The organism is Bradyrhizobium sp. UNPF46 (assembly GCF_006658625.1).
Taxonomy (GTDB): domain Bacteria; phylum Pseudomonadota; class Alphaproteobacteria; order Rhizobiales; family Xanthobacteraceae; genus Bradyrhizobium; species Bradyrhizobium nitroreducens.
The window spans coordinates 21772-42270 of sequence record NZ_LFJB01000042.1; the positions used below are offsets into that span (position 1 = coordinate 21772).

Sequence of the window (20499 nt, forward strand, 5' to 3'; positions counted from 1 at the left end):
GGCATCCTGGATGAGCCCGGAACCGGCCCTGCGAAACCGCCTCTGCGGCCCCGTCAAATCGCGCGCAAGGGCCCCCGTCGGTCACCTTGAAGGGCGCAATCCGAGTTCACCCCAAACATGAAGAGGGCCCGGAATCCCGAGCCCTTCCCGTCGATTAGTAAGGTTTGCTGACACGACATGGAAGGGGCCGCTCAACCCGGCCGCGCCCTCCTCATCGCCCGATCCGTCCTCAGAACGGGATATCGTCGTCCATGTCGCTGTTGCGGCCACCGCCGCCGGCGGCAACGGGACGGCGCGGCGCGCTGCTGACGGGGCCGGAGGAGCCGAAATCACCGCCCGGCTCGTCGCCGAAGCTGCCGCCTCCACCGCCGCCGCCACGGCCGTCGAGCATGGTCAGGGTCGAGTTGAAGCCCTGCAGCACGACCTCGGTCGAGTACTTCTCGACGCCGCTCTGGTCGGTCCATTTGCGGGTCTGCAGCGCGCCCTCGATGTAAACCTTCGCGCCCTTCTTCAGGTACTGCTCGGCGACCTTGCACAGGCCCTCATTGAAGATCACGACGCGATGCCACTCGGTCTTCTCCTTGCGCTCGCCGGTGTTCTTGTCACGCCAGGTCTCCGAGGTGGCGATGCTCAAATTCGCAATCGGCCGCCCGTCCTGGGTGCGGCGGATTTCAGGATCCTTGCCGAGATTTCCAACCAGAATGACCTTGTTGACGCTTCCCGCCATCGCCGCTCTCCACTCCGAATGCCACTGAATTCTAAAGGCCGAATGTCAAAGGCCGGGCGCGCTGCCCGCCTTCCTCTGCCGCCCTGTTGAGGCGACCCTATACGCTTGCGGGCGCCGCTCAGCCCGTCACCCCCAGGGTTATCCCCACATATAGCATCGACCCGCGCCATGTTCCAGATTTGTTCTTTTCGGGAATCCACCGAATAAAGGCTGGCGGCGCAATCGTTCGTGACGCGGCGGAACCGATGATGTCGTCACCGGCCTCTCATTTTCAACCGGGCGAGCGAGCCCCGCTGGCGACGCGCACGGCACACGCTCCGGGCGCATCATCGACGTCGATATCGTCATGATCGCGCGAATCCCGCGGCGGTCGGCCCGCCGATCACAGCACATATCGCCCTGATCTTGTTCCGAAATCGGAACCCGGAGCGGCGCGACGTCAGACGCTCGGAAGCAATAAGTCAGTAACCATCACCTTTTCAGTCACTGTGGCTTTCAGGAGACACAACTTGCGGCTTCAGTAGTGTAAGCACTGCCTCAGTTGGGCCATCGAGTCCGCTGCCCTTCCGGTCAAGGAAGGCAACAACAGAAACTGGGACTGGGATTAAGTTGAAAATGAAAAAGGTTTTGTTGGCTTCGGCCTGTTTGTTCGCTCTGGCTGCCCCCGCTTCGGCTGCTGATCTCGCGGCTCGCCCCTACACCAAGGCGCCGGTGGCTCCGATGGCTTCGGTCTACAACTGGACCGGCTTCTATCTCGGTATCGTCGGTGGCGGCGCCTGGGAAAACGCTTCGGGCGATCCGAAGATGAAGGGTGGCTTCGTCGGCGGCACCGCCGGCTACAACTGGCAGACCGGCAACGTCGTGTTCGGCCTCGAGGCCGATGGCGCCTGGGCTGACGTCAGCGCTTCGGCCGCTGGCACGGTTTTCGTCCCCGGCGTCGGTGGCATCCCCGCCTCGCTGACCTCCAAGACCGACGCGATGGGCACCGTGCGCGGCCGCATCGGCTACGCCGTCAACAACGTGCTGTTCTACGGCACCGGCGGCTACGCCTGGATCGACAACAAGCTCACCGCCACCCTGGGCGCCGCGTCGGTCTCCGACAGCAAGTGGCACTCCGGCTGGACCGTTGGTGCCGGCATCGAGGCGTTCTTCGCTCCGCAGTGGTCGGTCAAGGGCGAGTACCTCTATCGCAGCCTCGGCGGCGAGACCTACTTCTCGGGCGCCATTCCCACCGGCACGCTCAACCTCCACACCGTGCAGGTCGGCGTGAACTATCACTTCGGCGCCCCGGTCGTCGCCAAGTACTAAGCTTCGACTTCAACACCTCAGCGTTACGAAAGGCCGGCCTTGCGCCGGCCTTTTTGTTTGGCCCTGGCCTTACACGATCCCACAGTTCCACGCCCTCCTGCTGCCAGATGCCGCCAGCGCGCCAACATTCCGTTGACTAGTCGCAAGTCCCACTGGAAATCCGTCTCCGTTCTTCCTACGTTCGCTACCATACCCATCGGCGCCGATCCCGGTTCCGGGCGAAGCGCGCCTTTATGCTGGCGCGATCGCGCACCTTTGGGCTTCCTTGAGGGCAACTCGGATGGATGAAGTGATCAAGGCGAAGCGCCAACAGCAGAACGCGGGCTCCAGCCTGCGCGCAATTACGATCCGTGGCGCGCGCGAGCACAACCTCAAGAACATCGACGTCGAGATTCCCCGCGACAAGCTGGTGGTGTTCACCGGCCTCTCCGGCTCCGGCAAGTCATCGCTCGCCTTCGACACCATCTATGCCGAGGGCCAGCGCCGCTACGTCGAATCGCTGTCGGCCTATGCGCGCCAGTTCCTGGAGATGATGCAGAAGCCCGACGTCGACCAGATCGACGGCCTCTCGCCGGCGATCTCGATCGAGCAGAAGACGACGTCGAAGAACCCACGCTCCACCGTCGGCACCGTCACCGAGATCTACGACTACATGCGCCTGCTCTGGGCGCGCGTCGGCGTGCCCTATTCGCCGGCCACCGGCCTGCCGATCGAGAGCCAGACCGTCTCGCAAATGGTCGACCGCGTGCTGGCGCTGCCCGAAGGCACCCGCCTCTACCTGCTCGCGCCGGTCGTGCGCGGCCGCAAGGGCGAGTACCGCAAGGAGCTCGCCGAATGGCTCAAGAAGGGCTTTCAGCGCGTCAAGATCGACGGCACCTTCCATGAGCTCGCGGAAGCGCCGACGCTGGACAAGAAATTCCCGCACGACATCGACGTGGTCGTCGACCGCATCGTGGTGCGCGCCGACATCGGCCAGCGCCTCGCCGAAAGCTTTGAGACCGCGCTGAAGCTCGCCGAGGGCCTTGCCGTCATCGAGTATGCCGACGCACCGGCTGCGGCGGCTGCCGAAGAGAAAAAGAAGACCGCCAAGATCCATGACAAGAGCGGTCCCGAGCGCATCCTGTTCTCGGAAAAGTTCGCCTGCCCGGTCTCCGGCTTCACCATTCCCGAGGTCGAGCCGCGCCTGTTCTCCTTCAACAATCCCTATGGCGCCTGTCCCGCTTGCGGCGGCCTCGGCGTCGAGCAGCATGTCGACGAGGATCTCGTCATCCCCGACAAGGAGGCCGCCATCGGCAAGGGCGCGATCGCGCCCTGGGCCAAATCGTCCTCGCCCTATTACGTGCAGACGCTGACCGCGCTCGGCAAGCACTACAAGTTCACCCTGACCACCAAGTGGAAGGACCTGCCGAAGAAGACGCAGAACGCGATTCTTCACGGCTCCGGCGAGGACGAGATCAAGTTCTCCTACGAGGACGGCGTGCGCTCCTACGACACCAAGAAGCCGTTCGAGGGCGTCATCACCAACATCAACCGCCGCTATCGCGAGACCGAGAGCGAGTGGGCTCGCGAGGAGCTGGCGAAGTATTTCCACGACGTGCCCTGCGAGGCGTGCCATGGTTTCCGGCTCAAGCCCGAGGCGCTCTGCGTCAAGATCGGCGGCAAGCACATCGGCGAGATCTCGGAGCTGTCGGTCAGGAAGGCCGGCGAGTGGTTCGAGACCGTGCCGGCGGCGCTGAACACGCAGCAGAACGAGATCGCCGGCCGCATCCTGAAAGAGATCCGCGAGCGCCTCACCTTCCTGCTCGACGTCGGCCTCAACTATCTCACGCTGTCGCGCTCCTCCGGCACGCTGTCGGGCGGCGAGAGCCAGCGCATCCGCCTCGCCTCGCAGATCGGCTCGGGGCTGACGGGCGTGCTCTACGTGCTGGACGAGCCCTCGATCGGCCTGCACCAGCGCGACAACGCCCGCCTGCTCGACACCCTCAAGCGCCTTCGCGACCTCGGCAACACCGTGATCGTGGTCGAGCATGACGAGGATGCCATCCTGCTCGCCGACCACGTGCTCGACATCGGCCCCGGCGCCGGCATGCATGGCGGCAACATCATCGCCGAAGGCACGCCCGCCGAGATCATGCGCAACCCGAAATCGCTGACCGGCAAGTACCTGACCGGCGAGCTCGAGGTCGAGGTGCCGGAGCGGCGGCCGCCGAACCATCGCCGCACCATCAAGGTGGTGAACGCGCGCGGCAATAACCTCAAGAACGTCACGGCGGAAATTCCGCTCGGCCTGTTCACGGCCGTCACCGGCGTCTCCGGCGGCGGCAAGTCGACGCTGTTGATCGACACGCTCTACAAGGCCATCGCCCGCAAGCTGAACAACGCGAGCGAAGGCGCCGCCCCGCACGACCGCATCGAGGGCCTCGAGCATATCGACAAGATCATCGACATCGACCAGTCGCCGATCGGCCGTACCCCGCGCTCCAACCCTGCGACCTACACCGGCGCCTTCACACCGATCCGCGAATGGTTCGCCGGCCTCCCCGAGTCCAAGGCGCGCGGCTACGAGCCCGGCCGCTTCTCCTTCAACGTCAAGGGCGGCCGCTGCGAGGCGTGCCAGGGCGACGGCGTCATCAAGATCGAGATGCACTTTTTGCCCGACGTCTACGTCACCTGCGACGTCTGCAAGGGCAAGCGCTACAACCGCGAGACGCTCGAAGTCCTGTTCAAGGGCAAGAGCATCGCCGACGTGCTCGACATGACCGTCGAGGAAGCCGCCGAGTTCTTCAAGGCGGTGCCGCGCGTGCGCGAAACCTTCCAGACCCTGCACCGCGTCGGCCTCGACTACATCCATGTCGGCCAGCAGGCGACGACCCTCTCAGGCGGCGAAGCCCAGCGCGTCAAGCTCGCCAAGGAATTGTCCAAGCGCGCCACCGGCCGCACGCTCTACATCCTGGACGAGCCGACCACCGGTCTTCATTTCCACGACGTCAAGAAGCTGCTGGAAGTGCTGCACGAGCTGGTCGCGCAGGGCAACACGGTGGTCGTCATCGAGCACAATCTCGAAGTCATCAAGACCGCCGACTGGGTCATCGACCTCGGCCCCGAAGGCGGCGACGGCGGCGGCGAGATCGTGGCCTGGGGCCCGCCGGAAGACATCGCGAAAGCGCCGCGGAGCTATACGGGCAAGTTCCTGGCGCCGGTGCTGAAGAAGGCGGGGAAGCCGAAGCGGCGGAGCACGAGCGAGGCGGCGGAGTAGCAGCTGTCGCCCGGGCAGCAGGAATCGAGCCGCGGTGGGGTAATCTCGATGTCGAGCCGAACCTATAGATTATTTCGGAACGCCATCCTTGCCGAGCAACAGGTGACCTGCGTCTACGAGGGTCGCCACCGCGAACTCTGCCCGCATATCATCGGCATCAACAAATCCGGCGAAGAGGCGGTGCTGGCCTGGCAGTTTGCAGGCGAGAGCAGTAGACCGCTGCCGCAGTGGCGCTGCCTGAAGCTGGCAAATGTCAGCGGCGCCCGGGCGCGGAATGGCCGCTGGCATGAAGGCGGCTCGCACCGAGCCACTCAGACCTGCGTCAGCAACATTGATCTCGACGTCAACGTCGACGTTCGCAGACTGTCGTCCCGCTAACGACCCACGAATTCAATAACCGCCTCCCCCCGTGCGACGGCTTCGACAATCTGCGGCGTGGCGGCCAGAAACTGGCGGATCAGCACGCGATTATCGATATTGCCCACGCGCATCCACAGGACGATCGGCCCCTGCCTCTTTGCAGTGCGCAGAAGTGAGAAATCGCGATCCTTGGTCACGAGGACCGCCGATCGAGAAATGGCTTCGTTCCAGATCACTCGGTCGAGCGCGTTTGCCATCCCGAACTCGGCCACATGAGCCGCATCGTATCCAGCGCGACGCATGGCTTCCGCGAGCGCCGGAGGAAGCTGCGCATCGATCAAGTATGGCAAGGTTATTTGGCCGCTATGATCGGGTGATCGAGCTGGCGGGCGGCATAAGCCAGCACCGCGTCGATGTCAGCGTCCTCCAGATACGGATAATCTTCGAGGATGCTCTCACGCGACTGTCCGGCGGACAGCAGTCCCAGGACGTCGGCAACCGTGATGCGAAGATCGCGAATGCAGGGACGTCCATGCATGCGCTGCGGATCGACCGTAATCCTTGCCAGTAGCTCCGACATCTGTCACCTCTGCCGGTGAATATAGCATCTCCGACGGCATCTGTCAGCGCAGCGCTCCCAGCCCGATGCACGGCCCGCCCGCACGCACCCGCCCTCATGCCCTACGCCCTCGCCATCTTCGATCTCGACGGCACGCTCGCCGACAGCTTCCCGTGGTTCCTGCGCACCATCAACGACATCGCCGACCGCTTCGGCTTTCGCCGCGTCGCCGATGAGGATGTCGAGAGCCTGCGGCATGCATCGACGCGCGAGATCCTCTCCCGGCTCGAAGTGCCCTTGTGGAAGCTGCCGGCGATCGCGCGGCATGCGCGGCGGTTGAAGGCGGAGGCGGCTTCCGAGATTGCGCTGTTCGCGGGCGTCGAGACCATGCTGCAGGCGCTGACCGACAACGGCGTGCAGCTCGCGCTGGTGACGTCCGACAGCGAGGCCAATGCGCGCGAAAAACTCGGGGATGCCGCCGCGCTGTTTGCGCATTTCGACTGCGCGGCTTCGCTGTTCGGCAAGCCCGCGAAATTCCGCCGCGTCATCCGCCGCGCCGGTGTCGCGCCGGGCCAGGTCATCGCGATCGGCGACGAGGTGCGCGACATCGAGGCGGCCCGCGCCGTCGGCATCGCCTGCGGCGCGGTGTGCTGGGGTTACGCGGCGCCGGCAGCGTTGCGGGCGCACGCGCCGGATCACGTGTTCGAGCGGATGGATGAAATTGCGGACAGTATTAGTCGATAGGCCGCCAGTTTCGGTTCGAGCCGTTTGAGCAAACACGATGCACAATCTGTGCGGACGCCGATCGACGACAAAAATTACAGATTGATTTTCGTCTGACACATGCTCAGATTGAAGCTTTACACCTCGCAATCATTGTCTCGCAGTCATTCATGGAGCCTTGGCATGTCCCGAAGCCGAAGCATGTATATTTGGAAGCTCGAACCGGTTCTCGCAGCCGAAGGTGGCGTCAACAAGCTCGTCGAGAAAGCGCGCCGTGCCAAGCTCTCGGCGATCTGGGTCAAGGTCGCCGATGGCGTTTCGCCGTATCGCAACGTGACCGGGGCGATGGCCGCCACGATGACCAATCTCGTCAACAAGGCCCATGACAGCAATTTGCAGGTCTGGGGTTGGCAGGTCCCGCATTGCCCGACGACGCAGGCCGCTCAGGCCGAAGCGACGGCGTTCAGGAATCTGGCGCAGCAATTCGATCTGGACGGCATGATCATGGATGCCGAAGGCGGCGCGGAATTCTTTCACGGCGGCATCAATGAGGCGAGAGCCTATGGCACTGCGATGCGGCAGGCGGCGAACGCGCTGAGCAAACCCCTGGGAATGTCGAGCAACGACATCCCGCAGAACATCACTGGCTGGCTTCCGAGATTCACCGAAATCGCCCAGCACGCCGATTTCAACTTTCCCCAAACCTACTACGGCTCCAGTCCCAGCGTCGCATCGCGCATCGATCGTGCGGTCAACGGCAATGCGCATCTGACAATTCCTTTCGCCCCCGTTGGCGCGGGCTATGTCGGGGATGGCGGCGGCTGCGCGTCGGCCCAGGCCTGCGCGGAACGCGCGACCATCTTCATTCAGCTCTGCAAGGACCGGGATTATCAGAGCTATTCGTTCTGGCATTGGGCTGGCGCGCCGATGGCCCTGTGGGAGGTTCTGAACACCACACCGGCCTAGCGCCATAGCTCGGATAAGTGAGCGAAATCCGGGGGCGTTCCCGCGCCCCTACTTCGTCCTGCGCAAGAACGCCCCGAACGCCCTCGGGCCGTCGCCGGTTTTGATCTCGCCGATCACCTTCAACTCGGCCGCGTCGATGATGTTGAGCGTGTTGCTCTCCCAGCACGCCACGATGATACGCTTGCCGTCCGCTGTCGCGGCGATGCCCTCGGGATAGTCGCCGACATTGATCCGCTTCACCGGCTTCAGGCTCGCAACATCGAACACGCTGACGGTGCCGCCATATTGGTCGGTGACGAAGCCGCGCCCCAAAGTCAGCGCCACCGCATAGGGCCGCATGCCGACCGGCACGCGGCCGATCTCCCGCTCTTCTGCAATGTCGATCACGGAGACGTCGTCGGAGCCGACATTGGCGGTGTAGGCGCGCCTGCCCTCGGCATCGATGGTGACGCCGAACGGACGGGTGCCGACCTTGATGGTCGCCTTGCGCTGACGCGTCGTCGTGTCCACGACCGAGACGCTGTCGTCGTCGCGATCCGCCGAGAGCAGCAGCTTGCCGTCGGGCGTCACCGCAAGGCCCGACGGCGAGGCGCCGACCGCGATGCTGGCGGTGACGCCGCGCGAGGCCGTATCGATCACCCGCACCGCGGCGGCGTACCAGTCGGCGACGTAGACCGTCTTGCCATCCGGCGCGACGGCGATGCCGAGCGGCCCGCCGCCGACCTCGATGCGGCCAGCGACCTGGCGGCTCGCGGCATCCACCACCGTCACCGCCTTGGCGTCGGGGCTCGTGACATAGGCAAAGCGCCCGTCCGCGCTGACGGCCACCCCCGCCGGCTTGCCGCCGATGGGAATGGTCGCGACGCTGCGCGAGGTTGCGAGGTCCACCACCATCAGATCGTCACTGAGCTGGTTGGTGACGAACGCCTCCTCGGCAGCCGCGCTGCCGAGGCCGGCATGGCAAAGGCTGGCGGCGAGCGCCGCCAGAGCCAGCACCCGCAAGTCCAGTGCGCGCAAGGTCAGCTGCCGCTCTCGATCTTCTTCTTCAGCGCTTCGAGCCCGGTCTTGTAGAGCCCGCTCACCGCGGTCTTGGCGGCCTCGTCGTTCAGCTCCGGCGGCGGATCGTTGTTGGGAAAGCCGCGATAGAACGCCCCGGCCCATTCCAGCTTGGCCTTGCCGTCCGGCGCCGGCGACACCGTCAGCGTCGAGGAATAATTGGTGACCGGCAGCACCTTCACGTCGACCTTGGTGATCCGGTACGAATAGCTCATCATGTCGGGCTCGTATTTGTAGAGCTCCTCCTCGACCGTCGCGCCGCCCTGCAGGGTCAGCGTCCGCGTCGCGCCGACCTCGTTGCCCTTCTCGCCCGTGGTCTTGGTGACGGGCGGAAGCCAGCTCATGTCCTGGAAGTTGCGGATCGCGGCCCAGACCTTGTCCTGCGGCGCGTTGATCTCGATGGATTCACGCACCTTCTGCCGGGTCGGCCCATGCGCCCAGGCGGCCGGTGAAAACACCGGCGCAAACGCCAGCGTCAAAGCCGCCGCTCCCGCGGTCGTCAGCACCGCAGCCACGGCCGTGCGTCGTCCAATCGTCACCCTCATCTCGTTTCCTCATACGTCCCGTTGATCGTGCGCGACTTGGAGCGCGCTGCGGTCATCCTAGCGTATTTTGGGGCCGAGGGGAGACCGGTTCGTGGCGTGGTTGCGGCGACGATGTCCGCCCACCCACAACCCATTGCGCGGCCCGGCGGGCAAAACACCCATGGGAGGGTCAACGCCGCCGCCCGAAAAGATTTCTCTTTATCAGAACTTCGGATTATCGTATACGAGACCCATCCCGTCCCGGGCCGAGGGGCGCATCGCGATCGTCACGAACGCGGGATGGGACGTGGTGGACGTGAGGCGGCGTCGGCGCGAAGGGCTTCGCAGGGCGGGCAACCGTGAGCGAGGGTGTCGCGCACACGACCGGCGCAGCCTCCGTACGGCAAAATCGTGTGGTCCTGGCGCCCGGGGTCTGTGCGCCAAGTCTTGCGGTGATGCAGGCAGCCCAACCGGGCACGTGCATCAGTCATCCGCAAGGCGACGGGGGCAATAGCGCAACGCTCCCCGGGGAGAGCACGACATAAGCCGTCAACCCACTGCGCAGGGAAGGCCGGATGTTCGGCTTCACCTGTATGCCGCTGTGCAGCTTCTTGTCACGCAGGATTCGCACAGTGCACCGCGGGTGCCAGCCGGCACCCGGCCTTCCCTGCGCCCTCGGCACTTCCGAGGGTGGTGACTGAGGCAAAGCTCGGGCACGACGTGCCGCGAGAACGGGAAACCGCGCGTGCGATCCGGATCGGAAGGCGAGATGGATGCTTCGCTGCGCTCGCGATGACGGGGAGAGAGCGCGTGTCGATTACGCCCCCACCTATTCCTCCAGCGTCGCCTCGACGAACCTGCGCGGATCGGCACAAAACTCCCGCATCAGCCGAAAATGATCGGTCTCCTCGACCGTCACAGGCTCCAGCCCATATTTCGCCAGCCGCAGCAGCCGCGCATTCGGATAAGCCATCAACATCGGCGCGTGCGTCGCCATGATGACCTGACAGATCCGGGATTCTTCCATGCGACGCAGCAGCTTGAGAAATTCGATCTGGCGTGCCGGCGACAGCGCCGATTCCGGCTCGTCGAAGATGAAGATGCCCTGGCGTTGGCAGCGCTCCTCGAAGAAGCGCAGGAAGCCTTCGCCGTGGGAATGCGACAGGAAATCGGGACCGACCTGGCCGGCATCACGCGCGGCCTTGTCCAGATACCGCGCGACCGAGAAAAAGCTCTCGGCACGAAAGAACCAGCCATTGGTGATCTTCGGCAGCCAGCTCGCGCGCAGGGCCTTGCCGAGCTGGCCGCCCATCTTCTCGCGCGCCTCGGAATGATCGACCGCCATGTAACCCTTGCCGCCGCCGGCATCGTCGTAGCCGGCAAGCGCTGCGATCCCCTCCAGGATCGTCGACTTCCCGGTGCCGTTCTCACCGACGATGATGGTGATGGCGGCGTCGAATTTGAGCTCGAATTCATCCGGGAAGATGGGCAGGCAGAACGGATAGACCTCGCGATCGTGGACGCGCGACGGGTCGAGCCAGACCCGTTTCAGGTAAGGCGCCGGCAAATTGATCGTCCGACCGCTTCTTCGGCTCATACGCTGCCTCCAGTTCATTCTGACCGAACTCTCGATCAGAACATACAGGGAACACAACTCCCGCGTAAGCTGCATCTTGGAAACATATGGAAACAACTCGAAACAAACTCGTCTGACGTTACCGGCAGATAAATTAAAACTTCAGATTGCAGGCCGGGATGGCCCGAAGGAAACGCAACTGAGAGACTGCCTGCCGGCATGAGGCCGGCTCCCCTGCTCGCGACCCCGCAATGATTGACGGACGTCCGGGACGCCAAGAAGCCGCGAGGATGCGCGATGGTATCAACGTATTTCGGTTACAACTACATCACGCGCAATCTCAAGCAGTCCCTGACCCGGGTCGAACAGCAACCCGATGTCGCGCGCGAGGCCGCCTATTACAAAGCCCACATCGGCAATGTGAAGACCGTCGACGACTTGATGAAGGACTACCGCCTGTATCATTATGCGTTGAAGGCATACGGGCTGGAAGACATGGCATACGCCAACGCCTTCATGAAGAAGGTGCTGGAGAGCGACCTCAACGACTCCAAGAGCTTCGTCAACAAGCTGGTCGACAAACGCTACCGGGAGTTTGCCGCGGCGTTCTCCTTCAACGACGCTGCAAAGCCGGTTGCCCAGTCGGACAACCAGATCGACGAGATGATCGGTCTGTACACGGCGACCAAGAAGAGCCAGGTCGATGCACTGGCCAGCGACTCGAATTACTACAGCGCCCAGATCGGCAACGTCAGCAGCGCAGACGACATCCTGAACAACGATCGCCTGCGCAACTATGTCTATTCGGCATTCGGGATCGACGAAAGCAAGTGGCCGCCGGCCACGATCAGCCAGGTCCTGCGCAGCGACCCGTCCGATCCAAGCAGCTACGTCAACACCACCTTCGCGTCCCAGCTGAGCGGCCTCAACGCGGCGCGCGCCCAGGCGCAATCAGATGCCAGCACGGCCAGCTCGAACATCGCCAACTACACGGCCCAGCTCTCGCAACCGGGCGCAAACGTGCCCCAATTGCAAGTCCAGATCCTGGTCGAGAAGCATCACCTGGAGACGTATAAGAGCAGCATCTCCAGTCTCAACGACCAGATCGCAACGATCGGCGGATTTGTGGATATGGCCGGCGCGTTCGAGTTCTCGCCCGACGGGTCGCTCCCGGCAGGTACGCCCGCGCAGACAGCTGCGAATATCACGCTCACGAAAAAGCGGTTCGACGACAGCAAGGCTGCGGTCTATTCGGCGGCAAGCCCGCTGAGCGAGGCCTTTGCAATCAATCAATTCAGAACGGCCATCCTCAAACTGAATTCGGTCGACGCGTTCGTATCGACGCCGAGCGTGTATGATTTTGCGCTCGGCGCCGTCGGCCTCGACCCGAAGAAGGTCTCGCAGGCGACCATCAAGGCCGTCCTCGAAAGCGACGTCGGCGATCCCAAGAGCTACGTATATACTCTCAAGGACAATCGATACGTTCAGCTCGCACGCGCGTTCAACTTCGATGCAAAAGGCAATCTGACGACCCCCCTGTTGGCGCAGGACGCGGCGGAGGTCCTCCAGATCTCGAGGGACTACGTCATTCAAGCGGTGAAGAGCGCAAGCACGTTGAGCACCAAGCAGCAGGCGGCGGTTCGGGCGCAAGCGGCCAAGGACGCGACGGCCTATCAGGAGGCGATCGCCGGCATCGACAGCGTTTCCGATCTTCTGGCAAATAGGCCGATGGTCGATCTGGTTCTCCTGGCCAAGGGCTTGAACCCCAGCAAGGTCAGCACCGATTTCCTCGAGAAGATCTTTGCCTCCGATCTGAACGATCCCAAGAGCTTCGCCAACACGCAGAGCGATCCTCGCTTTGCCGACATCGTGGCGTCGTTCAATTTCGACAGCAAGGGCAACGTCGTGCGCCTGCCGATGATGGGTCCCCAGAAGCGGGATCAATTGCGGGACACACAGGCAAATTATGTCCAGCAAAGCCTCGAGCAGCAGCAAGGCGAAACCAATCCCGGCGTACGCCTGGCGCTCTATTTCCAGCGCAAGGCGGGCGACATCACGTCGGCATACGACATCCTCGCCGACAAGGCTCTTTCGGAGGTGTTCAGGACCACGTTCAACTTACCTGATCAGATGGCGGCGATGCCGATCGACCAGCAGGCCAAGTACGTGGACAAGTTCATGAAGGTCAAGGATCTGTCCGACCCCGCGAAAGTCGCGAAGCTGCTGAGCCGCTTCTCGGCCATGTACGACGTCAAGAACAACCAGAGCACCGGCCAGGCTCAATCTCCCTTGCTCAACCTGTTTCAAGGATCGGGCTCGGGCCTATCGAGCATGAGTGAGTCCACGTACCTGGCGATCGCCAAACTGCGCGCTCACTGACGATCACTCGCCGTTACCAAAGCATGATCCGAAAGGTGCGCAGCGCTTTAGTCCAGCACCTCGAGCACCAGCTCCATGGTCATCAACACGGGATTGTCGCCACGGATCAGACGGCCCTCCGCGATGCCGCCGGTATAGTCGATGAGCGCGACGTCGAGCGCTGCTTCCAGCGCGCCGGCAGCACCGGGCGCGATCGCCCCGGCCGTGATCGCGAGCTCGGTGGCAAACGGTTCGGTCACGCCGCCATGGGCGAAGCGGGCACCGATGGTCGAGCCGACGCCGCCGCGCACCCTCGCGCGCGCAATGCCGTGCGCGTGGCAGAACTCTTCGAGCGAGCCGGCAAAATCCTGGTTGGGACGCAGCCGCAGCGCGAAAGCACGGCTCGTCGTGCGCGCGCCGGTGCGCGCGGCGGCCACCGGCCCGAACAGCTTGAAATTGGTCTCGGGATCCGGCTCGGCGGTGAACATCGCGCCATCAAGGCCGAAGGCCTCGACCTCGAACGGCTCGGCGACGATGGTTTCATCCGGCATCATGTGGCCGCCGCCGGCCTTGCCGTCCGCCTCCGTCCACAGCCCGTGACAGTGAAAGAACGGCGCGCCGTCACGCATGCCGAGCGTCATGCTGCCGAGCTTCGTGCGCGTCGTGCCAGCCGGCCGATAGGTGTCGCTGTAGAACGCGGCGTTCTCGCCCGTCTTCGACAGCGCCGGCATAACATAGGCGAACGGCCCGAGCGCGCCGCGGGCGAAGCTCAGCACGCCGCCGGCAAATCCTTCGGCCGCAAAGCCGCGCCGCACGGCCTCCAGCAACGACAGGCCCGGCTGAAGCGTGAAGGAAAAGGCGCGCCCCCTCGCCTCCACCCATTGGATGCGTTCTGCGAGCGGTGTGCCCGGCTGCTTGATACTCCGCATCACCTGCGCTCAGCCTGCCTTGGTCTTGTCGAGATCGAGCAGGCCGCGCGCCTCGAGCTCGTCGCGCACCATGCGCTTCGGTACCTTGCCATAGCCGGATTTCGGCAAGGCCTCCCAGAAGAAGAAGCGCTTCGGCATCTTGTAGCGCGGCACTTTGGGCGAGAGGAACGCCGCCATCTCGGCCTCGCTCACCGCCTTCTCGCCCTCGCGCGCAACGCAGACGGCAACGCCAACCTCGCCCCAGGTCGCATCGGGCACGCCGAGCACCGCGACCTCGCCGACCGCGGGATGCGTCAGAATCTTCTCCTCGATCTCGCGCGGATAGATGTTGGAGCCGCCGGAGATGTACATGTCGGAGGCGCGTCCCGTGATGTAGACGAAGCCCTCCTCGTCCATGTGGCCGAGGTCGCCGGTGCGGAACCAGCCGTTGCGGAACGCCTTCGCATTGGCTTCGGGATTGTCGTAGTAACCGGCGAGCACCGCAGGCCCGATCACGCAGATCTCGCCGCTCTGGTTGGCCGCGAGCTCGCGCCCCTCGTCGTCCTGGATCGAGACCTGCATGCCGGTGCGCTCGAAGCCGCAGGTGCCGATCTTCGCATGCGGGCCGTCCTCGGGATCGTGCAGCGCGGCCGGCAGCACGGTGATGTTGCCCGTGACCTCGCCGAGGCCGAAATACTGCACGATGACCTTGCCGAGCTTCCTCAACGCGGTCTTCTGATCCTCGCGGTACATCGGCGCGCCCGCATAGATGACGTGACGCAGCGAGGAATGATCGTATTTGTCGACGGCGGGGTGCTCGACCATCATCTTCAGGATGGTCGGCACGGTGAAGAGATTGGCGACCCGATGCGCCTCGATCAGGCGGAACGCCTCGTTGATGTCGAACTTCTCGGTCGGCAAGAGAACGGTGCAGACGCCGCGCGCGGTCTGCACCAGCTGATGTACGCCGGCGCCGTGCGACAGCGGCGCCACCACCAGCGAGGCGTCGTTCTCGGTGACGCCGGGCGTGAGATCGGCGAGATGGTTGGTGACGACAAAGCCCATCTGGCCATGCGTCAGCACCGCGGCCTTGGAACGGCCTGTCGTGCCCGAGGTGAAGAAGAACCAGCAGGGATCGTCGTGCTCGACGGCGACGTTCTCGACCACCTCTCCGGCTCGCGAGGCGATGGCCTCAGCAACCGACGTCTCGCCGAACGCACCTTTGCCGTCGATGCTCCAGGTGAACTCCAGCGCCCCGCCCTTCACGGCCGCGGCATGCTCGGGAAAATCGACATGGCACAGGAACGCCTTCGCCCCCGAGGCCTGTGCGAGATAGGTCACCTCATCCGGCATCAGGCGGAAATTGGTGGGCACCCAGACCGCGCCGAGCCGGAACGCGGCGAACATCGAGAAGAACATCTCGTCGCCATTCTTGGAATGGACCAGGATGCGATCGCCCTTGACGATGCCGCGTGCGGCAAGCGCAGCCGCCAGCGCCGAGACCTGCGCATCGATCTGCCGCCAGTTCCAGGATCTGTCACCCCAGACCAAACCGGGACGCGCACCATGCCGCCGCGCATTCTGGGTCAGCATGTAAGCGAGATTCATGACGCGGCGGGACATGCGCAGGGGCTGCATGGGGATTCCTCTTCAAGGGCGGACGGCGCGACCATCCACTCATTGCTGCCCATTTATCGCCATCGCCCGCGCCCCTGCAAGGCCGCCGGTCGCACACCTGCTCTACGGCTGCTTGAACGCGAACGGCGTCGCCGAGATCGCCTTCTGCTTGACGCAGGCCTGCGCACCAAAGCCGCCGCAATAGCTGCCATGCAGATCAAAGCGAACGGTTCGCGCAGCTCCGCGCTTCACCGGCGGGGCCACGATCGTGTAGCTGCGGACATAGCCATCGAACACCTTGCGCACGCTGCCGTCGGGCAGCGTGACCAAGATGTTCATGACGCAGCCGCCGGTTCCGCAATAGGTGGTCTCGCGATCTCCGCATTTGGTCTCGCTGAAATCGACGATGTAGTCGTCGCGTCCGTCACCGGTGAGGTCGATCCTGCGCACCGTACCAGGCGCGAAGGTCACCTCGCCGCCGTCCTGGCTGGCGCATTCCTCATTGGCGTAGCGCAGCGCCTGCTGCACGCCGGGCGGATAATCGGACGGATTGAAGGGCTTTGCATCCTCGGCACGCGCGGCGGAGGCGATCAGGGCGAGCAGAAGCAAGAGATGGCGCATGGGCGTTGGTCGCCGCTGCCGCTGCAACCGTTCAGGGAATTTTAAACATGATCAGCGCAACCTCGCTCAGTTCTCGCCGACAGAGTCCCGCATCATGGTCAAAGCGCCCGCCCTCCTCCTGTTGTCGCTGGCGCTCGCTGGATGTGCCGTTGGCCCTCAGGCGCATCTGGCGTCCGATTCCGCCTTCAAGCCCGGCCGCTTGGCTTGGGACGGCGCCGGTGAGGATCCCAATCGGCCGCGTGCCGCCTCGCAGCCGACGCGCAATCTGGCCCGATCCGAAGGCACCCGATCGCAGGCCGGTCTTCAGCCCCAATCGAAGGAATGGTGGCAAGCGCAGGACGCCAGCGAGGCCGAGCAGGATGCCCGGCTCAACCGCTCCCTCGTCATCTGCCAGGGATGCCTGCGTCCGCAACGGCCGCCCGAAGACTCCAGGCTCGCCAAAGCCGCCGATTGAACCGAACCGCGTTCACATCAGTCCATAGGGATAGACGCCGGCCGCTCCGGGCGGTCGTGCTCGGCACCTTCCCAGGACATCATTTCCAGGACATCCCATGCTCACCCGCCGCACCCTTGTCGCAGCCGCTCTGTTCGCCGGCATCGCGCCCGCCTTCGCCGAGACTCCGGCCGCGAGCGATCCCGTCGCGGTCCTGACCGCGATCTACACCCGTGCGGCCAAGGGCAAGGGCGATGGCGGCTTCGTCATCGAGAACAGGGCCGCGAAAGCCAAGTACCTCTCCAAGGGACTGGTCGCGCTGTGGGCCAAGGCGGATGCCCATACGCCGAAGGGCGATGTCGGGCCGGTCGATTTCGATCCGGTCACCAATTCGCAGGAACCGGACGTGAAATCCTTCAAGATTGACGCGGCGAGGATGGAAGCCGACAAGGCAACGATCGCGGTCACCATCACCGGCCATCGCAGCGACCGGAAACCCGCCGACCAGATCGTGCGTTACGACGTCGTGCGTGAGGCCAGCAGCTGGAAGATCGACGACATCAAGGGCTCCTCCGGCGGCGAGGCCTGGTCGATCCGCAAGATGCTGACGGACTCGCTGAAGAGCTGAGCGGAGACGACATGAGCGAAATCATCGACAACCGGGAGCATCACCGCTTCGAGCTCGAGGTCGACGGTCACCTCGCGACCGAGCATTACAAGCGCGACGGCAACATCATCACGTTCGAGCACACCGACGTGCCGAAGGAGCTCGGCGGCAAGGGCGTCGGCTCGAAGCTGGTGCAGGGCGCGCTCGACCAGGTCCGCGCCGCCGGATTGAAGCTGATCCCGCAATGCCCGTTCGTGAAGGCGTGGATCGAGAAGCATCCGGACTATGCGGATCTCGTGACGAGCTGAGCGTACAGGCCCGCCGCCTGCTGCCGACGGGCCTGCCGATATCTACGGCCTATTGTCCATGCCTGAGCATGTCCTGGTCGGTCATGTCCCAGTCCTGCCACAGCTGCAGCATGCCGAGCAGCACGAGCACGGCGCCAAGGCCGGTGTGATAGATGCGCAGAAAGCCCTCACCGGAATAGCCGAGCACGTAGGGCGAGCCGATCAGCCACAGCCCGACGAGGATCGTCGTCACCTCCTGCCAGCGCTGCAAGGCGACATATTCGAGCTGGCTGATGCCAAAGACGACCAGGCCGATTGCGACCGCATTCAGGATCACCGTCTGGTCGCCGGTGATCGCCGCATCCTGGACGGGAAACCATGGCGAAGCCACGATCATCGCGCCGAGCAGCATCCCGCACCAGTCTTCCCATGTCCGATGAGTATTCAAGAAACCAAAGTCCGACATCGTACCCTCCTATGACAGAGGCACACGTCGGCGGCTGGCGATCACGACACTCCGAATGTCTCAGCGACCCTGCCGGCCGCATTCGGACGTATGTCCTGGAAAGGACGTGGGAACCGCCGGCGGCGGCGCAAGACCGGACTTGAGGATTATTTCGACGACCAGCGGTATTCGGCGGTCATGAGCTACCGCATCACGGCTACAGCGCGCCGAGCTTCCGCAACGAGTCCTGCGCGGACGCCAGGCCGGGCTCCAGCTCCAGCGCCTTCCGGAGGTCGGCGATCGCGCCCTGCTTGTCACCGAGCCGCAGGCGGGCCTGCCCTCGATTATTCCAGGAATAGACGTCGGAAGGATCGTATTGCAGCGCCTTGTCGTAGTCGGACAGACCACCCTTGAAGTCACCCTGGAAGAGACGGATCATCCCGCGATTGCGCCAGCCGCGCGCGTCGGTCGGCGCGAGGCGAATGGCCTCGCCATAGTCTGCAGCAGCGCGACCGAGCTGTTCGCTGTCACGATAGACGTTGCCGCGATCGATATAAGCGAGCAGATCGGGCGCAAGCTTGATCCGCATCGTATAATCGGCGAGCGCGCGGGCCATGTCGCGCTTGCGGTAATAGACGAGACCGCGGTTGCTATGGGCCATGGCGTAATTCGGGTTGCGCTTGATCGCCGTATCGAAATCGGCCAAGGCGCCGTCGAGGTCGCCCTTGTTGAAGCGGGACTCGCCGCGATTGTTGTAGGCCATCGCCAGCGACGGATCGAGCTTGATGGCCTGGTCGTACTCGGCAATGGCACGATCATAGTCGCGCTTGAAGCTGTAGACGCGGCCGCGATTGTTGTAGGCACAGGCATAGTCCGGATCGAGCCTGACCGCCTCGTCGAGATCGGACAGCGCAGCCTCGAGCTCGCGCTTCTCGGTGAGGCCGTGGCCGCGGCTGCAATAGGCGCCGGCGAGCCGCTTGCCGGTCTCGCTTTTGGTGTCGATCACGGCGGAGCAGGCCTTGACCCGCGCGTCCGGTGTGCTGGCCAGCGCAAAGCACGCCTCCCAGGCTGGACCGCCTTCGGCCGCAGCAGGGACCGGCGCGCTCGAAGCGAGTACCGCGAGCAGCGCGACGAGGCTGAGCCGGACACGCATTTTCGAGATATCTCCTCTGCGGCAACCTCCCTTGGTCGCACCTTGGCAAGGGCCGGTTCAGGCGCCTAGATCACTCAAGACACAGCGCTTCGAGGGGACCCGGCATGGCGGTACGCGACAACAAGGACAGGAGCCGCTTCGAGCTCGATGTCGGCAGCGAGGTCGCCTTCGCCAATTACCGGCTGAGCCCGACGGCGGTCATCATCACCCACACCGAGACGCCGCGCGCGCTGCGCGGCCGCGGCATCGGCTCCGAGCTGGTCAAGGGCGCGCTGGATCTGATCCGCCGCGACGGCAGGAAGGTGATCGCCGGCTGCGGCTTCGTCGTCGATTATCTCGACAGGCATCCGGAGGATGCGGATCTGGTCGCCTGAAGGCAAAAGGGCCCGCGAGAATCGCGGGCCCTTCCGGCACGACCGGCGTTCGGTCCGTGCTTGCGTTCAGTGCTTGATCTCCGGCGGCAGCTTGCCGCCATTGGCGGCGAGCTTGGACATCACCTGCTTGTGCAGCCAGACGTTCATGCTGGCGGAGTCGTTCATGTCGCCGGTGTAGCCGAGCTCCTTGGCGAGATCCTTGCGCGCAGCGAGGCTGGAATCGATGTCGAGCGCCTTCATCAGGTCGACGATCGAGGTGCGCCATTCGAGCTTCTCGCCCTTGTGCGCGGCCACCGCCTTGTCGACGATCGCCGCCACATCGACGGCGGCCATCGGCGCGGACGCCGGCGCTCCCGGCGCGGCCCCTCCTGCGGGCGCACTACCCGGCGCTGCGCCACCGGCGGGCGCGGCGGAAGCCGGCTGGCTGCCAAAGATCGCGCTCATGATTTTCCCGAAAATGCTCATGTCTGCTCCCCGAAAAGGATCCGTTGGAAGGGCCTTGAGTGGCACTTATAGACCAAGTTACTGCGTTGCGCCCGCGAAGTTCCGCGAACCACTGCGCAGCATCAGCTTATCTGCGGCGAAATGACGACCGAATGACGTCGTCGAGGTTGCGCTGCGGCATCGAATCTCACCCAAGC

At 64.2% G+C, this 20499-nt stretch carries 22 protein-coding genes; 10 read left to right on the forward strand and 12 right to left on the reverse strand.

Features of this window, described 5'->3' with window-relative positions:
* Nucleotides 1-229: 229 nt before the first annotated feature.
* Nucleotides 230-727: a single-stranded DNA-binding protein gene (locus UNPF46_RS17535; RefSeq protein ID WP_100174836.1), complete on the reverse strand. Its 498-nt coding sequence runs from the start codon at nucleotides 725-727 to the stop codon at nucleotides 230-232.
* A 615-nt stretch (nucleotides 728-1342) separates the two neighbouring features.
* Between UNPF46_RS17535 and UNPF46_RS17540 the strand changes: the two genes are divergently transcribed.
* The 3 genes from UNPF46_RS17540 (at nucleotide 1343) to UNPF46_RS17550 (ending at nucleotide 5669) form a co-directional block, all read left to right on the forward strand.
* Complete coding sequence (locus UNPF46_RS17540) at nucleotides 1343-2035, forward strand: outer membrane protein (protein ID WP_100174837.1); 693 nt, start codon at nucleotides 1343-1345, stop codon at nucleotides 2033-2035.
* Nucleotides 2036-2315: 280 nt separating this feature from the next.
* Nucleotides 2316-5291: an excinuclease ABC subunit UvrA gene (uvrA, locus tag UNPF46_RS17545; RefSeq protein WP_100174838.1), complete on the forward strand. Its 2976-nt coding sequence runs from the start codon at nucleotides 2316-2318 to the stop codon at nucleotides 5289-5291.
* A 48-nt stretch (nucleotides 5292-5339) separates the two neighbouring features.
* Complete coding sequence (locus UNPF46_RS17550; protein ID WP_142250830.1) at nucleotides 5340-5669, forward strand: hypothetical protein; 330 nt, start codon at nucleotides 5340-5342, stop codon at nucleotides 5667-5669.
* On the opposite strand, the gene UNPF46_RS17555 is transcribed toward UNPF46_RS17550, so the two are convergent.
* Together UNPF46_RS17555 and UNPF46_RS17560 are read right to left on the reverse strand one after the other, a co-directional pair.
* Complete coding sequence (locus UNPF46_RS17555) at nucleotides 5666-6001, reverse strand: DUF5615 family PIN-like protein (protein ID WP_142250831.1); 336 nt, start codon at nucleotides 5999-6001, stop codon at nucleotides 5666-5668. The two genes, UNPF46_RS17550 and UNPF46_RS17555, sit on opposite strands and share 4 nt — an antisense overlap.
* Before the next feature lie 2 nt (nucleotides 6002-6003).
* Nucleotides 6004-6231: a DUF433 domain-containing protein gene (locus UNPF46_RS17560; RefSeq protein WP_100174841.1), complete on the reverse strand. Its 228-nt coding sequence runs from the start codon at nucleotides 6229-6231 to the stop codon at nucleotides 6004-6006.
* A gap of 96 nt (nucleotides 6232-6327) precedes the next feature.
* Between UNPF46_RS17560 and UNPF46_RS17565 the strand changes: the two genes are divergently transcribed.
* Nucleotides 6328-6954, forward strand: a complete 627-nt coding sequence (locus UNPF46_RS17565; protein WP_181769985.1) for an HAD-IA family hydrolase — start codon at nucleotides 6328-6330, stop codon at nucleotides 6952-6954.
* Nucleotides 6955-7116: 162 nt separating this feature from the next.
* Nucleotides 7117-7899 (forward strand): hypothetical protein, encoded by a 783-nt coding sequence (locus UNPF46_RS17570; protein ID WP_181769986.1) that lies wholly within the window; start codon nucleotides 7117-7119, stop codon nucleotides 7897-7899.
* A 48-nt stretch (nucleotides 7900-7947) separates the two neighbouring features.
* On the opposite strand, the gene UNPF46_RS17575 is transcribed toward UNPF46_RS17570, so the two are convergent.
* The 3 genes from UNPF46_RS17575 to UNPF46_RS17595 all read right to left on the reverse strand — a co-directional run bounded on the left by UNPF46_RS17575 (nucleotide 7948) and on the right by UNPF46_RS17595 (nucleotide 11076).
* Nucleotides 7948-8901: a YVTN family beta-propeller repeat protein gene (locus UNPF46_RS17575; RefSeq protein WP_142250864.1), complete on the reverse strand. Its 954-nt coding sequence runs from the start codon at nucleotides 8899-8901 to the stop codon at nucleotides 7948-7950.
* Nucleotides 8902-8918: 17 nt separating this feature from the next.
* Entirely contained in the window at nucleotides 8919-9500 is a 582-nt protein-coding gene (locus UNPF46_RS17580) for an SRPBCC family protein (RefSeq protein ID WP_100174844.1), read from the reverse strand.
* Nucleotides 9501-10308: 808 nt separating this feature from the next.
* Complete coding sequence (locus UNPF46_RS17595) at nucleotides 10309-11076, reverse strand: AAA family ATPase (protein WP_142250833.1); 768 nt, start codon at nucleotides 11074-11076, stop codon at nucleotides 10309-10311.
* A gap of 276 nt (nucleotides 11077-11352) precedes the next feature.
* Between UNPF46_RS17595 and UNPF46_RS17600 the strand changes: the two genes are divergently transcribed.
* Nucleotides 11353-13434, forward strand: coding sequence for a DUF1217 domain-containing protein (locus UNPF46_RS17600; RefSeq protein ID WP_142250834.1), 2082 nt, complete (start codon nucleotides 11353-11355; stop codon nucleotides 13432-13434).
* Nucleotides 13435-13481: 47 nt separating this feature from the next.
* On the opposite strand, the gene UNPF46_RS17605 is transcribed toward UNPF46_RS17600, so the two are convergent.
* The 3 genes from UNPF46_RS17605 to UNPF46_RS17615 all read right to left on the reverse strand — a co-directional run bounded on the left by UNPF46_RS17605 (nucleotide 13482) and on the right by UNPF46_RS17615 (nucleotide 16559).
* Entirely contained in the window at nucleotides 13482-14342 is an 861-nt protein-coding gene (locus tag UNPF46_RS17605; protein WP_142250835.1) for a PCC domain-containing protein, read from the reverse strand.
* Between the two features lie 9 nt (nucleotides 14343-14351).
* Nucleotides 14352-15959 carry an acyl-CoA synthetase gene (locus tag UNPF46_RS17610; RefSeq protein ID WP_142250836.1) on the reverse strand — a complete coding sequence of 536 codons (1608 nt, stop codon included), beginning with the start codon at nucleotides 15957-15959 and terminating at the stop codon, nucleotides 14352-14354.
* A 102-nt stretch (nucleotides 15960-16061) separates the two neighbouring features.
* Nucleotides 16062-16559 (reverse strand): hypothetical protein, encoded by a 498-nt coding sequence (locus tag UNPF46_RS17615; protein WP_142250837.1) that lies wholly within the window; start codon nucleotides 16557-16559, stop codon nucleotides 16062-16064.
* Here UNPF46_RS17615 and UNPF46_RS17620 point away from each other — a divergent pair.
* The 3 genes from UNPF46_RS17620 (at nucleotide 16558) to UNPF46_RS17630 (ending at nucleotide 17907) form a co-directional block, all read left to right on the forward strand.
* Nucleotides 16558-17013: a hypothetical protein gene (locus UNPF46_RS17620; protein ID WP_246668683.1), complete on the forward strand. Its 456-nt coding sequence runs from the start codon at nucleotides 16558-16560 to the stop codon at nucleotides 17011-17013. The genes UNPF46_RS17615 and UNPF46_RS17620 overlap by 2 nt on opposite strands.
* A gap of 97 nt (nucleotides 17014-17110) precedes the next feature.
* Nucleotides 17111-17620 carry a DUF3828 domain-containing protein gene (locus tag UNPF46_RS17625; RefSeq protein ID WP_142250838.1) on the forward strand — a complete coding sequence of 170 codons (510 nt, stop codon included), beginning with the start codon at nucleotides 17111-17113 and terminating at the stop codon, nucleotides 17618-17620.
* 11 nt (nucleotides 17621-17631) lie between these two features.
* Complete coding sequence (locus UNPF46_RS17630) at nucleotides 17632-17907, forward strand: GNAT family N-acetyltransferase (RefSeq protein WP_100174853.1); 276 nt, start codon at nucleotides 17632-17634, stop codon at nucleotides 17905-17907.
* A 49-nt stretch (nucleotides 17908-17956) separates the two neighbouring features.
* On the opposite strand, the gene UNPF46_RS17635 is transcribed toward UNPF46_RS17630, so the two are convergent.
* Nucleotides 17957-18352, reverse strand: a complete 396-nt coding sequence (locus UNPF46_RS17635; protein WP_100174854.1) for an SPW repeat protein — start codon at nucleotides 18350-18352, stop codon at nucleotides 17957-17959.
* A 196-nt stretch (nucleotides 18353-18548) separates the two neighbouring features.
* Nucleotides 18549-19484 (reverse strand): tetratricopeptide repeat protein, encoded by a 936-nt coding sequence (locus tag UNPF46_RS17640; RefSeq protein ID WP_142250839.1) that lies wholly within the window; start codon nucleotides 19482-19484, stop codon nucleotides 18549-18551.
* 104 nt (nucleotides 19485-19588) lie between these two features.
* On the opposite strand from UNPF46_RS17640, the gene UNPF46_RS17645 reads away from it, so the two are divergent.
* Nucleotides 19589-19858: a GNAT family N-acetyltransferase gene (locus UNPF46_RS17645; RefSeq protein ID WP_100174856.1), complete on the forward strand. Its 270-nt coding sequence runs from the start codon at nucleotides 19589-19591 to the stop codon at nucleotides 19856-19858.
* 66 nt (nucleotides 19859-19924) lie between these two features.
* Here UNPF46_RS17645 and UNPF46_RS17650 read toward each other — a convergent pair whose 3' ends face one another.
* On the reverse strand, nucleotides 19925-20323 hold the full coding sequence (locus UNPF46_RS17650; protein WP_181769987.1) for a DUF3597 domain-containing protein: 399 nt from the start codon (nucleotides 20321-20323) through the stop codon (nucleotides 19925-19927).
* Between the last annotated feature and the right edge of the window lie 176 nt (nucleotides 20324-20499).

Bases quoted from the DNA above. Each gene is read 5' to 3' on its own strand.
- uvrA (WP_100174838.1), top strand. From the start codon at position 2,316: ATGGATGAAGTGATCAAGGCGAAGCGCCAACAGCAGAACGCGGGCTCC.
- UNPF46_RS17645 (WP_100174856.1), top strand. From the start codon at position 19,589: ATGGCGGTACGCGACAACAAGGACAGGAGCCGCTTCGAGCTCGATGTC.
- UNPF46_RS17565 (WP_181769985.1), top strand. From the start codon at position 6,328: ATGCCCTACGCCCTCGCCATCTTCGATCTCGACGGCACGCTCGCCGAC.
- UNPF46_RS17605 (WP_142250835.1), bottom strand. From the start codon at position 14,342: ATGCGGAGTATCAAGCAGCCGGGCACACCGCTCGCAGAACGCATCCAA.
- UNPF46_RS17635 (WP_100174854.1), bottom strand. From the start codon at position 18,352: ATGTCGGACTTTGGTTTCTTGAATACTCATCGGACATGGGAAGACTGG.
- UNPF46_RS17640 (WP_142250839.1), bottom strand. From the start codon at position 19,484: ATGCGTGTCCGGCTCAGCCTCGTCGCGCTGCTCGCGGTACTCGCTTCG.
- UNPF46_RS17625 (WP_142250838.1), top strand. From the start codon at position 17,111: ATGCTCACCCGCCGCACCCTTGTCGCAGCCGCTCTGTTCGCCGGCATC.
- UNPF46_RS17570 (WP_181769986.1), top strand. From the start codon at position 7,117: ATGTCCCGAAGCCGAAGCATGTATATTTGGAAGCTCGAACCGGTTCTC.
- UNPF46_RS17600 (WP_142250834.1), top strand. From the start codon at position 11,353: ATGGTATCAACGTATTTCGGTTACAACTACATCACGCGCAATCTCAAG.
- UNPF46_RS17650 (WP_181769987.1), bottom strand. From the start codon at position 20,323: ATGAGCATTTTCGGGAAAATCATGAGCGCGATCTTTGGCAGCCAGCCG.
- UNPF46_RS17535 (WP_100174836.1), bottom strand. From the start codon at position 727: ATGGCGGGAAGCGTCAACAAGGTCATTCTGGTTGGAAATCTCGGCAAG.
- UNPF46_RS17540 (WP_100174837.1), top strand. From the start codon at position 1,343: ATGAAAAAGGTTTTGTTGGCTTCGGCCTGTTTGTTCGCTCTGGCTGCC.
- UNPF46_RS17620 (WP_246668683.1), top strand. From the start codon at position 16,558: ATGGGCGTTGGTCGCCGCTGCCGCTGCAACCGTTCAGGGAATTTTAAA.
- UNPF46_RS17615 (WP_142250837.1), bottom strand. From the start codon at position 16,559: ATGCGCCATCTCTTGCTTCTGCTCGCCCTGATCGCCTCCGCCGCGCGT.
- UNPF46_RS17580 (WP_100174844.1), bottom strand. From the start codon at position 9,500: ATGAGGGTGACGATTGGACGACGCACGGCCGTGGCTGCGGTGCTGACG.
- UNPF46_RS17560 (WP_100174841.1), bottom strand. From the start codon at position 6,231: ATGTCGGAGCTACTGGCAAGGATTACGGTCGATCCGCAGCGCATGCAT.
- UNPF46_RS17630 (WP_100174853.1), top strand. From the start codon at position 17,632: ATGAGCGAAATCATCGACAACCGGGAGCATCACCGCTTCGAGCTCGAG.
- UNPF46_RS17595 (WP_142250833.1), bottom strand. From the start codon at position 11,076: ATGAGCCGAAGAAGCGGTCGGACGATCAATTTGCCGGCGCCTTACCTG.
- UNPF46_RS17610 (WP_142250836.1), bottom strand. From the start codon at position 15,959: ATGCAGCCCCTGCGCATGTCCCGCCGCGTCATGAATCTCGCTTACATG.
- UNPF46_RS17550 (WP_142250830.1), top strand. From the start codon at position 5,340: ATGTCGAGCCGAACCTATAGATTATTTCGGAACGCCATCCTTGCCGAG.